14 protein-coding genes and 2 pseudogenes are annotated in these 18243 nt (G+C 67.7%); 9 read left to right on the top strand and 7 right to left on the bottom strand.

Going from position 1 to position 18243, the window contains the following annotated elements; all coding sequences use genetic code 11:
* Window position 1: 1 nt before the first annotated feature.
* The 3 genes from FB457_RS31760 to FB457_RS31750 form a co-directional block, all read right to left on the bottom strand.
* Window positions 2-2848: an FAD-linked oxidase C-terminal domain-containing protein gene (locus tag FB457_RS31760; protein WP_145784089.1), complete on the bottom strand. Its 2847-nt coding sequence runs from the start codon at window positions 2846-2848 to the stop codon at window positions 2-4.
* Window positions 2845-4110: an aspartate aminotransferase family protein gene (locus FB457_RS31755; RefSeq protein ID WP_047019644.1), complete on the bottom strand. Its 1266-nt coding sequence runs from the start codon at window positions 4108-4110 to the stop codon at window positions 2845-2847. The genes FB457_RS31760 and FB457_RS31755 overlap by 4 nt, the downstream gene beginning before the upstream one ends.
* A gap of 95 nt (window positions 4111-4205) precedes the next feature.
* Window positions 4206-4883, bottom strand: a complete 678-nt coding sequence (locus tag FB457_RS31750) for an HAD family hydrolase (RefSeq protein ID WP_047019645.1) — start codon at window positions 4881-4883, stop codon at window positions 4206-4208.
* 564 nt (window positions 4884-5447) lie between these two features.
* Here FB457_RS31750 and FB457_RS31745 point away from each other — a divergent pair.
* Genes FB457_RS31745 through FB457_RS31725 form a run of 5 tightly spaced genes read left to right on the top strand, consistent with a single transcriptional unit; the run spans window position 5448 to window position 10163 of the window.
* Window positions 5448-6584 (top strand): branched-chain amino acid ABC transporter substrate-binding protein, encoded by a 1137-nt coding sequence (locus tag FB457_RS31745; protein ID WP_253911564.1) that lies wholly within the window; start codon window positions 5448-5450, stop codon window positions 6582-6584.
* 18 nt (window positions 6585-6602) lie between these two features.
* Window positions 6603-7502, top strand: a complete 900-nt coding sequence (locus FB457_RS31740; protein ID WP_047019647.1) for a branched-chain amino acid ABC transporter permease — start codon at window positions 6603-6605, stop codon at window positions 7500-7502.
* Complete coding sequence (locus FB457_RS31735) at window positions 7502-8614, top strand: branched-chain amino acid ABC transporter permease (protein WP_052770597.1); 1113 nt, start codon at window positions 7502-7504, stop codon at window positions 8612-8614. The genes FB457_RS31740 and FB457_RS31735 overlap by 1 nt, the downstream gene beginning before the upstream one ends.
* Window positions 8611-9453: an ABC transporter ATP-binding protein gene (locus FB457_RS31730; protein WP_145784087.1), complete on the top strand. Its 843-nt coding sequence runs from the start codon at window positions 8611-8613 to the stop codon at window positions 9451-9453. Before FB457_RS31735 ends, FB457_RS31730 begins: the two co-directional genes overlap by 4 nt.
* Entirely contained in the window at window positions 9450-10163 is a 714-nt protein-coding gene (locus FB457_RS31725) for an ABC transporter ATP-binding protein (RefSeq protein ID WP_145784085.1), read from the top strand. Before FB457_RS31730 ends, FB457_RS31725 begins: the two co-directional genes overlap by 4 nt.
* Window positions 10164-10945: 782 nt before the next feature.
* On the opposite strand, the gene FB457_RS31720 is transcribed toward FB457_RS31725, so the two are convergent.
* From FB457_RS31720 to FB457_RS31710, 3 genes are all read right to left on the bottom strand, one after another.
* The gene (locus tag FB457_RS31720) at window positions 10946-11470 is read right to left on the bottom strand and encodes a hypothetical protein (protein ID WP_216725740.1); all 525 of its coding nucleotides are present in this window, start codon (window positions 11468-11470) and stop codon (window positions 10946-10948) included.
* Window positions 11467-11901, bottom strand: coding sequence for a MarR family winged helix-turn-helix transcriptional regulator (locus FB457_RS31715; RefSeq protein WP_047019650.1), 435 nt, complete (start codon window positions 11899-11901; stop codon window positions 11467-11469). The genes FB457_RS31720 and FB457_RS31715 overlap by 4 nt, the downstream gene beginning before the upstream one ends.
* 383 nt (window positions 11902-12284) lie before the next feature.
* The gene (locus FB457_RS31710; protein ID WP_186462074.1) at window positions 12285-12620 is read right to left on the bottom strand and encodes a hypothetical protein; all 336 of its coding nucleotides are present in this window, start codon (window positions 12618-12620) and stop codon (window positions 12285-12287) included.
* 389 nt (window positions 12621-13009) lie between these two features.
* Between FB457_RS31710 and FB457_RS31705 the strand changes: the two genes are divergently transcribed.
* Together FB457_RS31705 and FB457_RS31700 are read left to right on the top strand one after the other, a co-directional pair.
* Window positions 13010-14185, top strand: a complete 1176-nt coding sequence (locus tag FB457_RS31705) for a PucR family transcriptional regulator (protein WP_145784083.1) — start codon at window positions 13010-13012, stop codon at window positions 14183-14185.
* 128 nt (window positions 14186-14313) lie between these two features.
* Window positions 14314-14470, top strand: a pseudogene (locus FB457_RS31700) (IS5/IS1182 family transposase); the annotation flags it as partial.
* Between the two features lie 543 nt (window positions 14471-15013).
* Here the strand turns inward: FB457_RS31700 and FB457_RS31695 are convergent.
* Window positions 15014-16285, bottom strand: a complete 1272-nt coding sequence (locus tag FB457_RS31695; protein WP_145784081.1) for a phospholipase D-like domain-containing protein — start codon at window positions 16283-16285, stop codon at window positions 15014-15016.
* Between the two features lie 389 nt (window positions 16286-16674).
* Here FB457_RS31695 and FB457_RS31690 point away from each other — a divergent pair.
* Together FB457_RS31690 and FB457_RS31685 are read left to right on the top strand one after the other, a co-directional pair.
* Window positions 16675-17591: pseudogene (locus tag FB457_RS31690) on the top strand (IS982 family transposase).
* A gap of 148 nt (window positions 17592-17739) precedes the next feature.
* Window positions 17740-17925: a hypothetical protein gene (locus tag FB457_RS31685; protein WP_047014206.1), complete on the top strand. Its 186-nt coding sequence runs from the start codon at window positions 17740-17742 to the stop codon at window positions 17923-17925.
* Window positions 17926-18243: the final 318 nt, after the last annotated feature.

Raw genomic sequence — 18243 nt, 5'->3', positions numbered from 1 at the left:
CTCAGGAAAGCGAAGGGGATTGGGGGTCGTCCAGCAGTTGTGCCAGGTGGGTGGCGCCGGGGCGGTCGTCACCAACGAGGTGCTCGATCTGCATCTGGCAGCTGAACCCGTCGGCCAGGACCGGCGTCTCAAGCGCGGCGGCTTCCAGCCGGGGGCGCAGCGCCTGGTCAGCGACGGCGACCGAGACGTCATAGTGCTCGTTCTCGAAGCCGAAGTTGCCGGCCGCACCGCAGCAGCCGGTGGCCTCAGTGACCTTCTCGACGCCCAGGTCACGCAACAGGTCGCGCTGCTGTCCGGCGCCGAAGACGGCGTACTGGTGGCAGTGGGTCTGAAGCACCACCTCGTCGGGTACCTGCCGGGGTTTCCACCCTGCGGCGACGCGCTCGGCCAGCGCTCCGGTGAAGGTCTGTACCCGGACAGCGACCCGGCGTGCCGCGTCGCTGTCCACCAGCTCCGGCAGATCCTTGGCGAGGGCGGCGGCGCAACTGGGTTCCGTGACCACGATCGGTCCCTCGGTCGCGTCAAGGGTGGCGGCCGTACGGGCCAACATGCGCCGCGCGATGCCGATTTGACCGGTGGTGATCCAGGTTAGGCCGCAGCAGACGTCCCCTCGCGCCTGGGTGGGCAGCCCGGCGTCGGCGAGAACGCGGGAGGCGGCTCCGGCCAGTTCGGGACGGAAGGCCCGCGTGAACGAGTCCACCACAAGGACCGCCGCAGGTGCCTGCGCCGTCTCCGCCACACCGCGCCGCCATGCGCGCCGCCCGTGGAACGCGGGCAGGCTCCGTTTCGGCGTCACTCCGCCCAGGCGGGCGATCCACGGCCCGAAGCGGCTGCCCATCACCGCGTTGACCAGCCTCGGCATGCGTCCGGCGAGCGCCGTCCACAGCGGGAGCCAGCCAAGCGAGTAGTGCGACAGAGGGCGCGGGCGCCACTTGTAGTGGTGGTGCAGGAACTCCGACTTGTACGTCGCCATGTCGACGCCGACCGGGCAGTCGCTGGAGCACGCCTTGCACGACAGGCACAGGTCGAGCGCCTCACGGGTCTCCCGGGAGCGCCAGCCGCCGGGCAGCGCTCCGCGCAGCATCTCCTGCAGCGTCCGCGCCCGGCCTCGGGTGGAGTGCTGTTCGTCGCCGGTGGCCCGGTAGCTGGGGCACATCACGCCGCCGGTGTGGCTGCGGCAACGGCCCACGCCCACACAGCGGTTGGCGGCGGCGGTGATGCCGTCCGGGTCTTCCAGGAAGGCGAACACCGTCGAGAGTGCGGTGGTCCGGCCCGTGCCCAGGGCGAGGTCCGCGTCCAGCGGGCGGGGGTCGACAAGGATGCCCGGGTTGAGCAGGCCCTCGGGGTCCCAGGCGTGCTTGAAGGCCGCGAAGGCGTCCAGCATCGGCCGGTCGTACATCACGGACAGCAGCTCACTGCGGGCCCGGCCGTCGCCGTGCTCGCCGGAGAGAGTTCCTCCGTGCCGTACGACGAGTCGGGCAGCGTCGGTGAGGAAGGCACGCATGACGGCGCGGCCCTCGTCGGTGTCGGGACGGAAGTCGAGCCGAGCGTGGGCGCAGCCGGCGCCGAAGTGGCCGTACAGCACGCCGGTGAGCCGGTGCTCGGCCATCAGGGCGCGGAAGTCGCGTAGATAGGCGGCCAGTTGGCCGGGGGCGACGGCTGCGTCCTCCCAGCCGGGCCAGGACGCCCTGCCATCGGTCAGCCGGGCGGCCAGGCCCGCGCCGTCCTCACGTACCCGCCACAGCGAGGCGCGTTCGGCCCGGTCGGTGATCAGCCGGCCGGAAACCATCCGGCCCGCGGTCTTCAACTCGTCCAGGAGTCGTTCGGCCTCGGCGGTGACCTGCCGGGGGTCGTCCCCGTCGAGGTCGACGTACAGCCATGCCCGGCCCTCAGGCAGTCTGGTCACCGAGGATGCACCCCGGCGGTGGCGCATGGTGGCCACGATCGCCTCGTCCAGGCCCTCGACGGCGGCCGGGGAGAACTTCAGGATCAGCGGGACATCCTCGGCCGCATCGACGACATCGTCGTAACCGAGTGCGATGAGCAGCGCGGTCGGCGGTTTCGGCATCAGCCGTACGGTGGCGGAGACCACCGTGGCGCAGGTCCCCTCGGTGCCGGCGAGGACCCGTACGACGTCGAAGCCGTTCTCGGGCAGCAGGTGCTGGAGCTGGTAGCCGGAGACCTGGCGCGTGATACGGCCGAGGTTCAGGCGGATCGCTGCAAGGTTGGTGTCGACGATGCCGCGCAGGGCGGAGGTGAGCTCGGCCACTCGCTCCCGGCCCGCCTCGTCCACGGCGTGGAGGCCGTCGCGGTCGGCGACCACACGGGTGCCGTCGGCCAGAACCAAGTCCAGGGTGAGAAGGTGCTCCCCGGTACGGCCGTAGCGCACGGAGTGGTTGCCGCACGCATCGTTGGCGATCATGCCGCCAATGGTGCAGCGGCTGTGCGAGGACGGGTCCGGGCCGAAGACCAACCCGTAGGCGCCGGCGGCGTTCTGGAGGTCGTCCAGGACGATGCCGGCCTCGACGCGCGCGGTCTGCGCGGAGGCGTCGATGTCGAGGACGCGGTGCATGTGACGCGACAGGTCCAGGACTAGGCCGGTGCCGACGGCGTTCCCAGCCATGCTGGTGCCCGCACCGCGGGTGGTGACGGGTACGCCGAGTCGGTGGCAGACCTGGTGCGCGCCGTAGACCTCGTCGGCGTCGACGGGGAACGCCACGGCCAGCGGCGGCACTCGGTAGTTGGACGCGTCGTAGGCGTACTGCGCGCGCCGCCCGCCGGTGGTGTCGATCCGCAGGGACGGCACCTCCCGGCGCAGCGCCGTCACCAGCTCTTCCACGGCGATCACGAGGAGCCTGCCGTGCCCGTTTCCACGGCGGCCCGCCAGGCGGCGAGGCCCTCGTCGACAGCCGTCTCGTCGATGACCAGCGCCGGGATCATCCGCACGACGTTGTTCCAGGGACCGCACATCAACAGCAGCAGCCCCTCCTCGGCGGCGGCCTGCTGCACCCGCGCGGCGGTAACCGGGTCGGGAGAGCCGTCGGCGGTGACGAACTCGTTGGCGAGCATCAGGCCCAGACCGCGGACGTCGGCGATCCCCGGAGTGTCGGCGGCGACCTCCTCCAGGCCGGCGCGCAGCCGCTGTCCCATGGCGTCAGCGTTCTCCACCAGCTTTTCGTCGCGGATCACGTCGAGGGTGGCGACCGCGGCCGCGCACGCGACGGCGTTGCCGCCATAGGTGCCGCCCTGCGAGCCGGGGAGGACCTTGCTCATCAGCTCCTGGGAGGAGGCGATGCCGGACAGCGGGAAGCCGCTGGCCAGCCCCTTGGCGATGGTGATGACGTCCGGGCGGACATCCTCGGCGTGGTCGTGGCCCCAGAAGCGGCCGGTGCGGCCGAAGCCGGTCTGGATCTCGTCCATCACCAGCACGATGCCGTGCCGATCGGCGCGCTGGCGCAGCCCGCGCAGGAAGGCGGGGTCGGCCTGGATGTAGCCGCCCTCGCCGAGGACGGGCTCGACGGTGAAGGCCGCCGTCTCCTGCGGAGCGGTGACGGTCTGGAGCAGGTAGTCGAGCTCGCTGAGCGCGAAGCGGGTCGCAGTCTCCTGGTCCCAGCCGTAGCGGAAGGCCGTCGGGAACGGGGCGATGGCGACACCCGACATCAGCGGCGAGAACCCTGTGCGGAACTTCGTGCCGGATGTCGTCATCGACGCGGCGGCGACGGTACGTCCGTGGAAGCCTCCGTGGAAGACGACGATGTTGGGACGGCCGGTGGCCTGCCGGGCCAGCCGCAGCGCCGCCTCGACGGCCTCACTGCCGGAGTTGGAGAAGAACAGGCTGTCCAGGCCGGCGGGCAGCACGTCCCCGAGCCGCTCGACCAGTTGCCGAAGTGGCCTGTGCATTACGGTGGTGTACTGGCCGTGGATGAGCTTGCCGACCTGCTCCTGCGCGGCGGCGACCACACGCGGGTGGCAGTGACCCGTGCTGGTGACGCCGATGCCAGCGGTGAAGTCCAGATAGCGGCGGCCGTCGGCGCCGTAGAGGTAGACGCCCTCGCCGCGCTCGGCAGTGACGGGGGTGGCTTGGCGCAGGTGCGGGGACAAGCTGGTCAAGGCGGACTCCTTGTACACGGCGTGCGGGGCGGGCTGAGGGCGTGCCGGGCCCCGGGGGCACGTGGACGGCGCCCGGCATGGATCGAGCGCGAGGGTCAGCCGTTGACATACTGGTGGACCTCGTTGACGGTGGCCGTCAGATCGGTCAGGTCGCGACGGACGGCGTGCGCGATCGACGGGTCGTTCTTCTCGTCGAGACGGTTGATCCACACCCGGGAGATGTCGAGCTGGCTGGCCGGCACCATGTCGTGGAAGTAGCTCTGCGCCACATGCACCCAGCGGTCACGGGTGACTCCGAGGGACTGCTCGAAGTGCTGGAAGTGGTTGTGGGTCGGTTTGTAGGCGCCGGAGTCCTCGGCGGTGACGATCGCGTCGAACTGGATCTGCAGGCGGCGCTGGGTCTCGCCGATGATGACGCGGTCGCAGTTAGTGAGCAGGGCGAGGTTCCAGCCGGCCTCCTGGAGCTCGCGCAGGGCCTGGCGGGTCTCGGGGAAGACCGGCCAGAACGGGATGCCGGTCGTCAGCACGCGGGCGTCGTCCTCCACCAGCTCGATCCCCACTTCGTCCGCCGTCCGCTGCAGCGCCTCCGCGAGGACCTCGCTGTAGCGCATGCCGGGGTGCTCCGTCTGCACCGCCGGCTCATGACGGTTGTAGACGTCCAGCAGCTCCCAGCCCCTACCGGGCGCGACCATGTCGATGCCGGTGGCGATGCCGTGACGCCAGTCCACGAGGGTGCCGAAACAGTCGAAGGTGACCCAACGCTTCTCGCTCATTGATCTTTCTCCGGTTCTCGGGAGTTCTCGGACGGGAGGAGCCGGGGGGCCGTGACCACGAGCCGACCGGCGTTGCCAACAGTCGGATCGTTTACGATTCCGCGGCGCGCGTCTTTCGGCAGTCGTCCAGAAAAGTCGGCGCCGGCTTTCAACACGTGCACATGGTTCGCCGTCGCGCCAGCGCTCTACGGTCCTCCGTACCAGCGGCACCTCGCGAAGCCGCCGCCGCCGGCCGAGTGAACGTCGACCGAACGGCAACCTCACGGGTCAAGGGCTGTGCGCCGCCAAGCGCGTTCGCCTGAACCCGAACTCACACGTTCATGTTCGAGGCGTGTGTGACGGGCGGACCGTCACCTCGCATGTGCGTCCCGGACTCCATGTGGTCACGGGTATCCCACCCGCCTCTGTCGAGAGGCCCAGCCACCGGCACTCGACGATTCCTGGCCCGGAGTCCCCGTCCCCTGGAGCGGCAGAAACATGAGTACCCCGAACACCCTTGAGCCTAGAACCGAGAGAACAGCGACCACGGTCGCCTCGTCGGCACGTGGCGTTCGCCGCGGCGCTGTGGCAACGACCGTTGTCGTGCTCGGATTGAGCCTGACCGCATGTGGCGGCAACCTCACATCCGGAGGCTCCACTGACAGCGACTCCGGGACCAAGGGCACCATCAAGCTCGGCATGCTCACCCCGCTGAGCGGCAGCTCCGCTGCCATCGGCCCGAACATGCGGCACGGCGCTCAGCTCTCCGTCGACGAGATCAACGCCAAGGGCGGGGTGGACGGCCGCAAGCTCGAACTCACTGTCGAGGACGAGGCGTGCGACCCGAAAACGGCCGCTGCCGGCGCCGCGAAGCTGGTCAGCGCCGGGATCGACATCTCCGTCGGCGGCTACTGCTCCTCGGCGACCCTGCCCACGCTGAGCATCTTCAACAAGGCGAACATCCCGGTGATCATCCCGGTCGCGAACTCCACGGACCTGGTCGCCCAGAAGCTGCCCAACGTGTTCCTGATCAACGGCACCGGCATCCAGCAGGCACAGGCCGCGTCGCAGTTCCTCAAGGATCAGGGCGCCACCGGTGTCGCGCTCCTGGACGACAACACGTCGTACTCGACCGACATCGCCAAGCGGACCGAGCAGGATCTGAAGTCGCTGGGCGTCAAGGTGGCTGGCCATCAGTCGGTCACCGCGGGCGAGTCGGACTACTCCGGAGCGGTCAACGCGGTCATCAGGGCGAAGGCGGACTTCGTCTATTGGACGGGGTATTACCAGGAGGGCGGCCTGATCATTAAGCAGCTGAAGGCGGCGGGCTACCAGGGCAAGTTCATGGTCGCCGACGGCTCGGTCGACCCCAAGCTGATCGAGATCGCCGGCCAGAGGAACGCGCAGGGTGTGTTCGCGACGATGACGCAGACGCCTCAGACCGTTCCAGGTGGCGCTGCCTGGGCCAAGAAGTACAAGGCCAAGTTCGGCTCCGCGCCCGGCCCGTACTCGACTCAGGCGTACGACGCGGTGCGGGTCGCGGCCGAAGCGGTCAGAGAGTCCGGTTCGACCGACGGCCAGGCGGTGATCAAGGCGCTGGAAGCGATCGACGACTTCGAGATCTTCTCCGGCTCGCTGAAATTCACGTCCGAGCACACGCTCATCGAGGGTGGTTTCCACATCCTCGTCGTCAAGGGCAACGGCTTCACGCTCAACAAGTGACCTGAGGCCGTGTAACACATGAACCACTTCATCCAACTCGTGCTGGACGGCCTGTTCGTAGGGTCCTTCTACGCTCTTGTCGCACTCGGCTACTCGATGGTCTACGGGATCATCAAACTCCTCAACTTCGCCCACGGCGACATCTACATGCTCGGCGCCTTCGCCGGCTTCACCGTGCTCAGCGTTGCCGCCGGTGCGCTGGGCAGCGGGATCGCCGCGCTCGTCGTAGTCATGCTCATCGCGATGGTCGCGACCGGTTCCCTCGGTATCGTCCTGGAGCGGGTGGCCTACCGTCCGCTGCGCAACGCACCACGTCTGTCCGTCCTCATCACCGCGATTGGTGCGAGCTTCGCACTCGAATACGGCGTTGCGGTCGCGTTCGGCCCAAATCCGGAGGTGTACACGCTCGAAGTCGGCAACGGCGCACTGAACATCGCGGGTGCACGGCTCAGCGACGCGCAGCTGGCGATGATGGTGATCGCGGTCGCGCTGATGGTGGCTCTCGACACCCTGGTCCGCAAGACCCGCTCTGGCCGGGCCATGCGGGCGATCGCGCAGGACCCCAAGGCGTGCCTGCTGATGGGCATCAAGGTCGACAACGTCATCTCACGGACCTTCTTCATCGGGTCCGCGCTGGCTGGTGCGGCGGGCGTCATGGCAGGCGCTTACTACGGGAAGATCGACTTCCTGATGGGCTTCATCATCGGGCTCAAGGCGTTTACCGCGGCGGTCATCGGCGGCATCGGGAACCTGCGCGGCGCCATGCTCGGCGCGATCGTGCTCGGTCTGCTGGAGTCCTTCGGCGTCGCGTTCTTCGGCAGCGAGTGGCGTGATGTCTTCGCCTTCGGCTTCCTCATCCTGTTCCTGACCGTGCGCCCGACCGGGCTGCTCGGCGAGCGCGTCACGGAGCGTGTGTGATGAACGACGAGACGACCCTGAACCCCGCCGAGGAGCCCTCGGCATACGTCCGCGCCGTGGAGGAACGCGCACCGGCGAACGTCGCACTCGCCGGGAAGGGAGTCGGGAGCCCGAAACCGAGCCGGGCGACGCTGTCGTCCGTGGTGTCGGGCGCCCTCGGCAGCAAGTGGCTCGGCCTTGTCCTGGCCGTCCTCACGGTGGCATTGCCGTTCGTCAACTCGACGACGTACCTCATTCAGATCGCCACGGGCGCCCTCATCTTCGTGATGCTCGCGGTCGGGCTGAACATCGTGGTCGGGTTCTGCGGACTCCTCGACCTCGGGTACGCCGCGTTCTTCGCGATCGGCGCGTACACCTCGGGCGTGCTGGCGACGAAGTTCGGCTGGCCGATGATCGCGACCATCCCCGTGGTAGTGGTAGTCGCGGTCCTCGGCGGCATCTTCATCGGCGGGCCCACGCTCCGGCTGCGCAGCGACTACCTGGCCATCGTCACCCTCGGTTTCGGGGAGATCATCCGCATCACCGCGAACAACATCGACTTCACCGGCGGACCGAACGGCCTGTACGGCATTCCCGGCTTCGGCGACTTCGGGCTGCGCTCGGACATCGTGGTGTACTGGGTGTCCGCCGTCGTGGTCTGTGCGGCCGTTCTCTTCTCCAGCCGACTCGGGCGCGGCAGGCTCGGCCGGGCGTGGCGCTTCGTCCGCGAGGACGAGGACGCCGCCGAGGCCATGGGTATCCACACCTACAAGGTCAAGTTCGCGGCATACATCGCCGGTGCGGTCTTCGGAGGCATCGCGGGCGTGCTCTTCGCCGCCCAGCAGACGGCGATCTCCCCGCCTAGCTTCAACTTCCTGTGGTCGGCGCTTATCCTCATGGCCGTCGTCCTCGGCGGTATGGGCTCCACGCCCGGTGTCGTCCTCGGCGCCCTGATCATCTCCCTCCTGCCGGAACTGCTGCGCGGCGCGGAGAACTGGCGCTACCTCATCTTCGGCCTGCTGCTGATCGTCGTCATGATCTTCCGTCCGCAGGGACTGCTGCCCGCTCGCACCGGTGAACCGAAGCGGTGCGAACGGCGAGGGCCGACCACCACCCAGGAAGGTGCATCGTGAGCCAAGTGCTACTCGACGTCCGGGACATCGCGGTGCAGTTCGGCGGCGTCCGCGCCGTCGACGGCCTGACCTTCGCCGTCCACGAAGGTGAGGTGCTCTCGGTCATCGGCCCCAACGGCGCTGGCAAGACGAGCGCGTTCAACTGCATCACTGGCTTCTACCGGCCCTCCGCGGGCTCGGTGACGTTCGCGGGCACGGACATCACCGGGAAACGAACGGCTGCTGTCGCCGCGAGCGGGATCGCGCGGACCTTCCAGAACCTGCGGCTGTTCGGGGATCTGACCGTGCTCGACAACGTACGCGCCGGGATGCACGTACGGATCAAGCAGAACGCCTTCGACGCGATGCTTCACACCCCTCGTTACCGGCGTTCCGAGGATGCCGCCACCGACGAGGCGAACCGGTGGCTCAACTTCGTGGGCATGGAGTATGACCGCGCCGCCCAGATCCGCAACCTCCCCTACGGCGAGCAGCGGCGGGTCGAGATCGCCCGCGCCCTGGCCCGGGAGCCGAAGCTGCTCCTGCTGGACGAGCCGGCGGCCGGTCTCAACCACGGGGAGAAGGCTCAACTGCTCGACCTCATGCGGCGTATCGCCGGCCTGGGGACCGCCGTGGTCCTGATCGAGCACGACATGGGCCTGGTGATGGAGGTGTCCGAGCGGATCGTCGTGCTTAGCCACGGCAAGGAGATCGCCGACGGCACACCGGCCGAGATCCGGTCCAACCCGGCCGTGATCGAGGCGTACCTCGGGGCCGACGACGGGGAGGCACATATGGAGGTGGAACGCATCGCGGCCGAGGCGAACCCCGGTGGCCCGACCACGGAGGTGCAGCGGTGAGCACGGTCCTCGACATCAAGGGCCTGGAAGTCGTCTACGGCAAGGTGGAAGCCCTCAGGGGCCTCGATCTCACCGTCGGCGAGAACGAGATCGTCGCGCTGCTCGGCAACAACGGCGCCGGCAAGTCAACGACGGTCTCCACCATCTCCGGCGTGGTGCGGCGCCGGGCCGGTTCGATCACGGCGTACGGAGACGACATCACGGTGGCGACGCCCTGGTCGATCGTCCAACGCGGGATCGTGCACGTGCCGGAGGGCCGGCGGATCTTCTCCCGGCTGACGGTGCACGAGAACCTCCAACTCGGCGGCTACACCGTGAAGGACGGCGCGACGATCGACAAACGGATCAATCGGGTCTACGAGTTGTTCCCGCGCATGGCCGAGCGCCGCAACCAGCAGGGCGGCACCCTGTCCGGCGGCGAGCAGCAGATGCTGGCCATCGGCCGGGCCATGGTCGGGGGACCACGGCTGATCATGCTGGATGAACCGTCCATGGGGCTGGCCCCCCTGGTCGTGGCCCAGGTCATGGACGCCATCGTCTCGATAAACCAGGCGGGAACATCTGTGCTGCTCATCGAACAGAACGCACGGGCCGCCCTCAAGATCGCCCACCGCGGCTACGTCATCGACTCGGGCCGGGTGAAGGTGGCTGGAGCAGCCGATCAACTACGGGCCGACCCGCAGGTCGTGGAGGCGTATCTCGGGGCGTGACACTGCGCTGACCCGAGCCGGGCATGTACGCAGTCCTGCGGACCGCGCGGCGGCCAACAGCCGTGCGGCAGGCCGCTTTGGATGGGTGACCCCGAGCGATCGCTTCGTGGATGCGCTCGGGGCCGGTGTCCCGGGAAGGAACCAGCGCCAGTCGCCGCCGGCCGTCGGAGTCGGTGCCTGCTCGCCCGCGGCGGTGGCGTCGGCGGAGACGGCCCACTCGATCGCCGCCAGATCGCTGACGTCCAGGGCGCCCAGCGCCCGCGAGGCGGTCGGGCCGATGGGTACCGACCAGCGGCACGATGTCCTCGTCGACGTTGCCAGGCATACCCAAAGTGGTTCACTGCGGAGCAGTATGGCGGCGGGAACTCTGCTCGCCGTATACGGGACCCGTGATGGAGCTTAGCCGCTCAACTGGTTGCACCAGCGGTGCACCGGATCGCTGCGCGGATCCGTGGCGCGCCGGCCGGGGGTGCGATGCGCCAGGATCAGCGCGATGGCTGAGCCTTCCACGAGGAGCCACGGTCCGGGCCACCCCCCTGCAGGCCGTGCAGCAGATAGAGGAAACCGATCTGGGCAAGCAGGATGCTTCCGCCGATCCGCACGGTGGCCGGGAGCAGAAACAGGCAAGCGACGACTATCTCCACAATAGCGAACCCGCGGGCAAAGGTGTTGGGAGGACTATCGCGGCGTGCGCGCTGACGCCAAGGGCCGCCAGTCCGGTGACCCCGTGCAGAACCACGCGGGAGTAATGCTGTCGCTTGTGCGGTGACACCTGAGGGTCCTCAGCTGTGTGCGGGGCTGTCGGGGGTGTCGCCGGTGCCGCCCGGCTGGGCAGTGGGGTCGGCGTACCAGGGGAACCCGGCAACATCGGGTTCAATCCAGCCGGTGCGGGCCTGAGGGCTGGCCAGAGTGGCGGAGTGGTAGAAGCGATTGAGGAGTCTTTTGTCGAGCAGCGCGGGGTACTGATCGGTGAAGGCGTCGAAGTCGGGGGCGTCGGACTGGTCTGCGTGGTAGCCCACGAGTTCAACCCAGGCCCGGCTGACGGTGGCGTTGTACTTCTGCGGGGCGCCTGCGTAACGGGTGGTGCTCTGGATGCCGTCACTGACCACGTCGACTGCCGCGCTGGTGCCGTAACGCCGGACGGCCAACCAGGTCAGCTGGAGATGCTGGCGGTGACCGAACCGCTCGGCTGTCGCCATCACCTCCCCCATCAGCTCGGAGAACGGCGAGCCCTTCTCATCAGCACCCTGACCGGCGTGCAGATGCGCCCTGTGGCCCGAGTGCGGGCCGTGGTCGTGTGCGGTCATGACCCTTCCTTGGCCAGTGCGTCCAGAACCGCATAGAAGCCAGCGATTGCCTCGGCGGGCAGGCCGTCGAGTGCGTGGTTCTCCAGGGTGGCCAGGGTATGGGTGATGACGGCGGCCGCCGCGTGCCCGGAATCGGTGAGTTCGATGAGCACGGACCGGCGGTCGCCGGCGCGCGTGCCGCGAGTGATGTGGCCACGGCGCTCCAGCCGGTCCAGCACGCTGGTCAGCGTGGTGGGGCGGGTACCGACCGCGGCCCCCAGCTGGGAAACGGTGCGCCCCTGGCCGTCGGCGAGGTTGGCCAGGGCGTTGATCTCGGAAGTGGTCAGGTCGAGGTCGACGAGTTCGGTGGCGATCAAGTGCAAGGTGGCGTGAGTCGCGCGCTGCAGGCTCAGCAGTGCAGACCGGCTCGATGGTTCGAATTCGGACTTCATGATTTCGGATCTTACGATATCGGATTAATTACTGTCAAGCGCTCCCCTTCCTGGGTTCTCGTGCGGCCGCGACGGACTGTCCTGGCCGCCACCGACCCGGTCCGCGGCATTGTCGCGGCGTCGGCGGACTTCTCAGCCCATACTGGTCAGTGCTGCGCGCTCGCGTTCGGTGAGTTCGGGTCGACGGGCGTATCGGGCCAGGTCAATGGGGCAAGGTCAGGGTCAGGAAGGGCCGTGGCCGTCTCGGAAGCGGCCGTTGATACCGCCGCGGTCACAGCGCGACCGTCCCGGTCGCCTGCTCGCCGAGGCGGGCCAGCTGCGCACCCGCCAGAGGATGCCCCCCTTGCCGCGGACCTTCTTCAACTCGGCGGTGAGATGCTTCTTCATCCGTCGCTCGGCGCGGGCGTTGATCTTGTGGACCAGGGGCGACCAGTGCGTCGGTGATCTCCGCCTGACGAGACGAGCACAGCGCGGCGAGCAGGGTGATCCGTACATCCTCGCTCGTGTCGCGGAAGTCCGAGGAGTACATCCTGATCGCCCGCGCCCGCCAGGCAGCCACCAGTTTCTCCGAGCACCGCAAGCAGTCCGTCGGGCAGCCCGAGCTTGCGCACGTCGTTGAGCTTGGTGATCTCCGTGAGCAGGGAGTTCAGACCCACCGCGCCAGGGTTGCGCTTGAGTGTGGCCAGCAGGGCGGTCCCCGCCTCGTTGTCCTCGGTCACCAGGGACAGCAGCAAGGTGTCGCGGGCTGGGAAGCTCACTGATCGCCGCGGTCTTCGTCAAGGACGTTCCTCAGGGACGGCGGGACCTCGGCGGCCCCGGCTCCCTTGGACGGGGAGGGGCGCCGGGAGTGGCCAGGGAGAGTGCGTTGAAGGTGGTTTGATCGGTACTGACCAACATCAACGGCGCCGTGCTCCCCATCGACAACGGCTGGGTCGGCCGTCTGACACGACCAGTGCACGAGTGGTGCCCTGCCCCTCGGAGCCGGGGCATCCATGCGGTCGTGCGCAATGGAGCACCCTCGTGGTGTCAGTCTGTCTGACAGTATGTTCCCAGCGGTGGGAGGAACAGACGCCGTTCTCTCGCTCTCGGAACGTTGTGGGAGGCCGCCGTGCTACAGGAGCTGCAGGACGTCATCAACGGCATCTCTGCCGAGGTCGGTGTGCCCACATCACTCACCGACACCCGGCTGAACTCCCTCGTCTTCGGCCCCCACGACGATGCGGAGATCGATTCGGTGCGTCGACAGGCGCTGCTTCTTCGGTCGACCCCCGAGTGGGTACGCGAGTGGTTCGGCCGCTACAGCATCCCCACGGCCACCGCCCCGGTCCGCATCCCGGCGGACCCGGAACGCGAGCTGGCCAGCCGGGTCGTGGTCCCCGCTCGCTGGGCATCCACGACCTGCGGGTACATCTGCCTCCTCGACGTCCACCAAGAGCTGGACGAAACCCGCATGACTGCGGTCGTGGAAGCCGCAGCTGAGGTGGGGCGGGTCCTGTACCTGCATCAGCAAGCCCGGCGCAGCGACGCCGACCTGCTCGTCGATCTTGTACGGGGTTCGGCGGCCGTGCGCGGCAAGGCGGTCGATCGTCTGAGTGAGCAGGGCCGGTTTCCTGTCGGCTGGCCGGTCGCCGTCGTATTCCTGCGGCCTGTGGGCGGCGGGGCCGGCACGGACGCTCTGGAGCACTGGCTGTGGCGTGATCATGGCGGTCTGTCTCGGAGGGCCCTGCGCTGTCTCGACGCGGAGGGAGCTGTGATCCTGGCGGCGGTCCCGCCGACCGCGGAGTCCGGGCACAAGGAACGCATCGTCGATCACCTGCTCACTGGTGGCGACGATCTCCCCGAGTTCGTCATCGGCATCGGTGACCCGCAGTCCGATCTGCATGACGCCCATCTGTCGTACGAACATGCTCGGTTGGCCGCGCGGGCCGCGACGGTCTGGCCGGAGACAGGGCCGGTGTGCTCGTGGGACCGGCTCGGCGCGCTGCGCGTCTTGATCGGTACCCCGGACCATCTCCTGCGGGATCTGATGGACCCGCGGGTGGCCCTGCTGGCGGAGGCCCAGTCTTCCCAGGCGAGTCTGATCGACACCCTCGAGACCTATCTCGACTCGGGCTGTGACAACCAGACCACCGCCGCGCGTCTGCACGTGCACCGGGGCACCGTCTACTACCGCCTGGAGAAGGCTGCCTCCTTGTGCGGAATGGATCTGAGCGACGGACTGGACCGGCTCGCCCTGCATCTGGGCATCAAGCTGCTGCGGCTGATCGAGTCGAAGGCCGGCTGAGTGCACCGGCTCTGAACGATTGCCGTACGGCGGGGTCCGCTCTTCGCAACGTGTGTCCGTGGTCCGTGCAGGACGCGGTTCCTCAAGGGTGTCCCGTAGGTGCTGGTCACGGGTGAGGTGATCTTGCCGTGGCTGGTGTGATCACGGCGCCGGAGCCGTCCTGGATAGCCCCGTTCACCGGGCCGAGCCCGCGCCATTTCGGCAAGCTGATCACCGCGCTGTGGCGTGAGGGTGCGGATCCGGTGTGCAAGGGGCCAGCCGTGGAGCCTGCCGCTTGATGATCGGCGTGGTTTTCAGAAGTGTTTCCGAAGCCGGAGAGACCAGGTCAGGGCCCCGGGGTTTGCAGGATGTGGTGGCGTGCCGCACCACGGAGAACTACGGCGTTGTCCCGGGGGCAGTCGGGGGCGTTGTGTCGGCCGGGCACTCGAGGAGGGTTCCGCCTTCCCATCTCAGGTTGTTCATGGAGGTCCAGCCCTGCGTGGTCGTCCCGGCCAGGCGGCCGTAGACCCAGAGGTTGCCGTAGTGGTTGTAGACGTGGCACTAGAAGTAGAACTTCGCGCGCTGGGGACCACTCGCCACGTTCTCGTGCTCCATGGCAGGGGCTGCCTTGAGGTTGTAGGTGCCTGCGAAGTGGCCTACTCCGTCCGAGACGTTGGAGATCGTGACGCTGTCACACGGCGCCTGTGCGCTGGCGGACTCGGCGCTCGAGGTGAGAGTAGATCCGGTGAGCAGGGCAGCGGTTGCGAATAGCGCTGAAAGTCTCTTCTTCATAGGTGGCAGACCTCTCCCTTGGGGTGGAAGGTGTTGCGAAGAGAAGGCGGGGGACTGTCACTTCGATGCGCTCGGAAGTTGAGTACAGGCGCTGTACAACTGACCGAACCACTCCCAGTACCGGGCGTACGTGTCCTCGCCGACAAGTTCAAGCTCGATGTCATCGCTGCGGGGCATCTGGGTGAAGTTGGCGCTCCCGGTGATGACTCGGGAAGTGGGTGTCCCGTTGTACGGGCCCTTGAACATCGTGATCTTCGTGTGCGGCTTTTCCCCGTCCCTGCGGCATACGATGAGGTCGATCGTGGGAACGCTCCGCAATTCGGCTTCGATCTCCGTGCCGAGCTCGCCCCCGATGATGACCGTGATCACACATCCCCTCCGCGCCAATTCCGCCACTTTCTCTGCGATATTGGTGCGGTAATTGGTCCAGTGCGTGAGCGCGAAATCTATCCTGGTGACGTATCTGTTGCCGTCGGGGCCGGGGTACTCGCATCCATTGATCCGGTCGAGGACCTGCCGCACGGGGTCGTCGGTGGCGCTTGTCTGCTTCCGGTGCGGGTAGAACCCGACGCGGTACTTTCCTGCGGCGTAAGACTGGTAGTAGTGATCCGTAGGGGATCCAGCCGCCCGCTCTTGCAGATCCAGGAAGTAGTCCCGGTAGCGGTTGTAGATCTGGTCCTCCGGCGTGCCCGCACTCTGGGTTGCCAGCGTGTACGCGTCGTTGAACGAGACGTTTATGTACCAGTCGTGCAAGTTCGACGAGGACTGGAAGACCGCGTTGCGATAAGTGGTGCCGTCCACCGACAGATTCGTGAAGAGGGCGAACTTGTTGTGCAGATAGCCGGCGCCATCGACGTTCGGTCCTCCTGCGATGCATCCTCGATTGTCCGGGCATCTCATGGCCCAGGAGTCTGCGGTCACATGATTCCCGAGAGCGATTCCTAGCCGATCATAGGTCTCCTCGTGCTCGGCCAGCGCAGAGTCGATGATGACCTTGATCTCCGCGCCTCTGATCCTGGCCTGGGTCAGCGCGCTGAGGACATCCTCCCCCGAAGTGTTCTCCGTGACCATCCACTGGTGCATCGCCAGATGAACCTCGCTGTCCGGTGTCGTGGACTGGAACAGCCGGATGAGCTGGTCGATGACGGCCCTCCGCGCGGACGACCCCGCCGGCGCCGTCGGATCGTTGAAGACCGGCCCGTTGATCACGGGTGGCACGGTCTGTGCGGCCGCTTCGCTCTGGCTCGACACGGCGGGAGTCGCACTCAACGCGCCCCCAGCCATCACCGTGGCCGCCAATGCCGCGACCCATCCCCTGAGCTTGCGCACTGTGTCCCTCCTGACTCGTGAGCCACGGAACCCGGCGACGCCCGATCCGATTAGCCCGGGCATAGCGCGCGAAACGACGATCGGCAGCATGCCATTCACAAGGCAAACAGCTGATACTAATACAGGCCCATTTTCTGTACACCTGCGTCTTGCCGCCATATCGATGCATCCAGTGTGTGGCGTCCGAGGCGGTGCACCAGTTCCTGCACGGCGTCGCGCACTTGCTCGGGCAGGTTCGCGCGCCAGCCCACGCCCTGGCCCGCACAATCGCCTTGATGACAGCGGCTGGGAATCGGCTATGAGGTGCACCAGGACATGCGCGTCGAGCTAGATGAATGAATCCAAGGGATGGTCTGCGGACATGAAGCGAGGGCGTCCAATGTCGGTGTGTGAAGACAGACCTGGACACCCTCGCGACAGCACTCTGTGCCCGGATCGACGATGAGTTGAAGGCTTCGCCGTGGTTGGCTCCGACCCGGCCGGCAGTCGGGATCGCGCCTACGCTCAGCGACGCCGAGTTGCTCACTCTCGCGGTGATGTCCGCGCTGCTCGGCTACACCTCCGAGCGGCGCTGGCTGCGCCGGGCCGACCGCGACTTTCGGCACCTGTTCCCCTACCTGCCCGGCCAGTCCGGCTACAACAAGCGCCTGCGGGCCGCGTCGGGCCTGCTCACATGCGTGATCCGTATCCTGGCGACCGACACGGCGTTGTGGGGCGACGATGTGTGGGTGGTCGACTCCTCACCGGTCGGGTGCGGCTGCTCGCGGGAGACGGCCAAGCGCTCGGACCTGGCCGGCTGGGCCGAGTACGGCTACTGCGCGTCGCACTCGCGGTACTTCTGGGGCCTGCGGCTGCACCTGGTGTGCACCCTGGGCGGGCTGCCGGTCCTGTTCGCGATCACCGGCGCCAAGAGCGACGAGCGCGAGACGCTACGCGACATGCTCGACACCGCGCCGGACGTGATGGCCACCCACCCCGGGCAGACGATCATCGGAGACAAGAACTACTACGGCCGCGACTTCGAGCACGACATCGCGGAGCGTCACCTGACACTGCTGCGACCGGCCCGCAAGGGCGAGACCAAGCCGGCCGGGGCACACCTGTTCAAGCCGCTCCGGCAGGTGATCGAGTCGATCAACCAGACCCTCAAAGGTCAGCTCGACCTGGAACGACACACGGCGGCAAGAGCCCGGCAGGGGTGACGGTGCGGATCCTGACACGCATCCTGGCACTGACCGCGGCGATCTGGCACAACGACAAGACCGGTCAGCCGGTGAAGCGATCACTGATCGCCTACGACTACTGACCGCAACGACACCCCTTGGACTCATTCATCTAGGCGAGTGCGTCCTCCAACTCGTCGTGCTGGTCCCGCAGACCGTCCAGACGGCGGACCTTCACCTCAATGCCGAGGTCCATTCTCCCGCAGCACCAGGTCCGGCCGGGGTCCTGCATTGCGCTGGCCGAAGTCGAACAGCACCCGCGCGGCCGCTGACGTCGCTGGCGCCGCGGAGGCGGAGCTGCGCGACCTCCCCGGCGCCGGGCTCGGGCACGCCTACTTTCAGGACCGCTGCCGCCGCGCGGCCGGCCTGGAAGTGATGGTCACCGACATCGACCACCTCCACGTCGACTTGAGCTGAGGCCCGGTTTCTCCTGGACAACCAGCGGCCGGATACGCCAGTCGCGGTGCCGATCAAGGGTGCCTTTCAGCTTGCCCTTCGGCTCGCCCCTCTACGTGCCTCTCGGGTTGCCTTTCCGGTTGCCTTTCCGGTTGCCTCACAAGGCGCAGAGGAGACGAGGAAGGTGCACGTCAGCGCCCCGGTCAAGGGGGCGCCGGGGCGCCGACAACTTCTCTATGAGGCCCTCTCGCGAGAGGTCCGGACCCGGTGCCGCCGTCCGCGGCGGCCGCCGTCGGCGCCGCGCCTTGAACACGGGGATGCCACCCCGGGCCTTCTGAG

The organism is Streptomyces sp. CNZ287 (assembly GCF_007827615.1).
The sequence above is the reverse complement of the archived record's forward strand: the minus strand, read 5'-3'. Positions and strand labels throughout refer to the sequence as shown.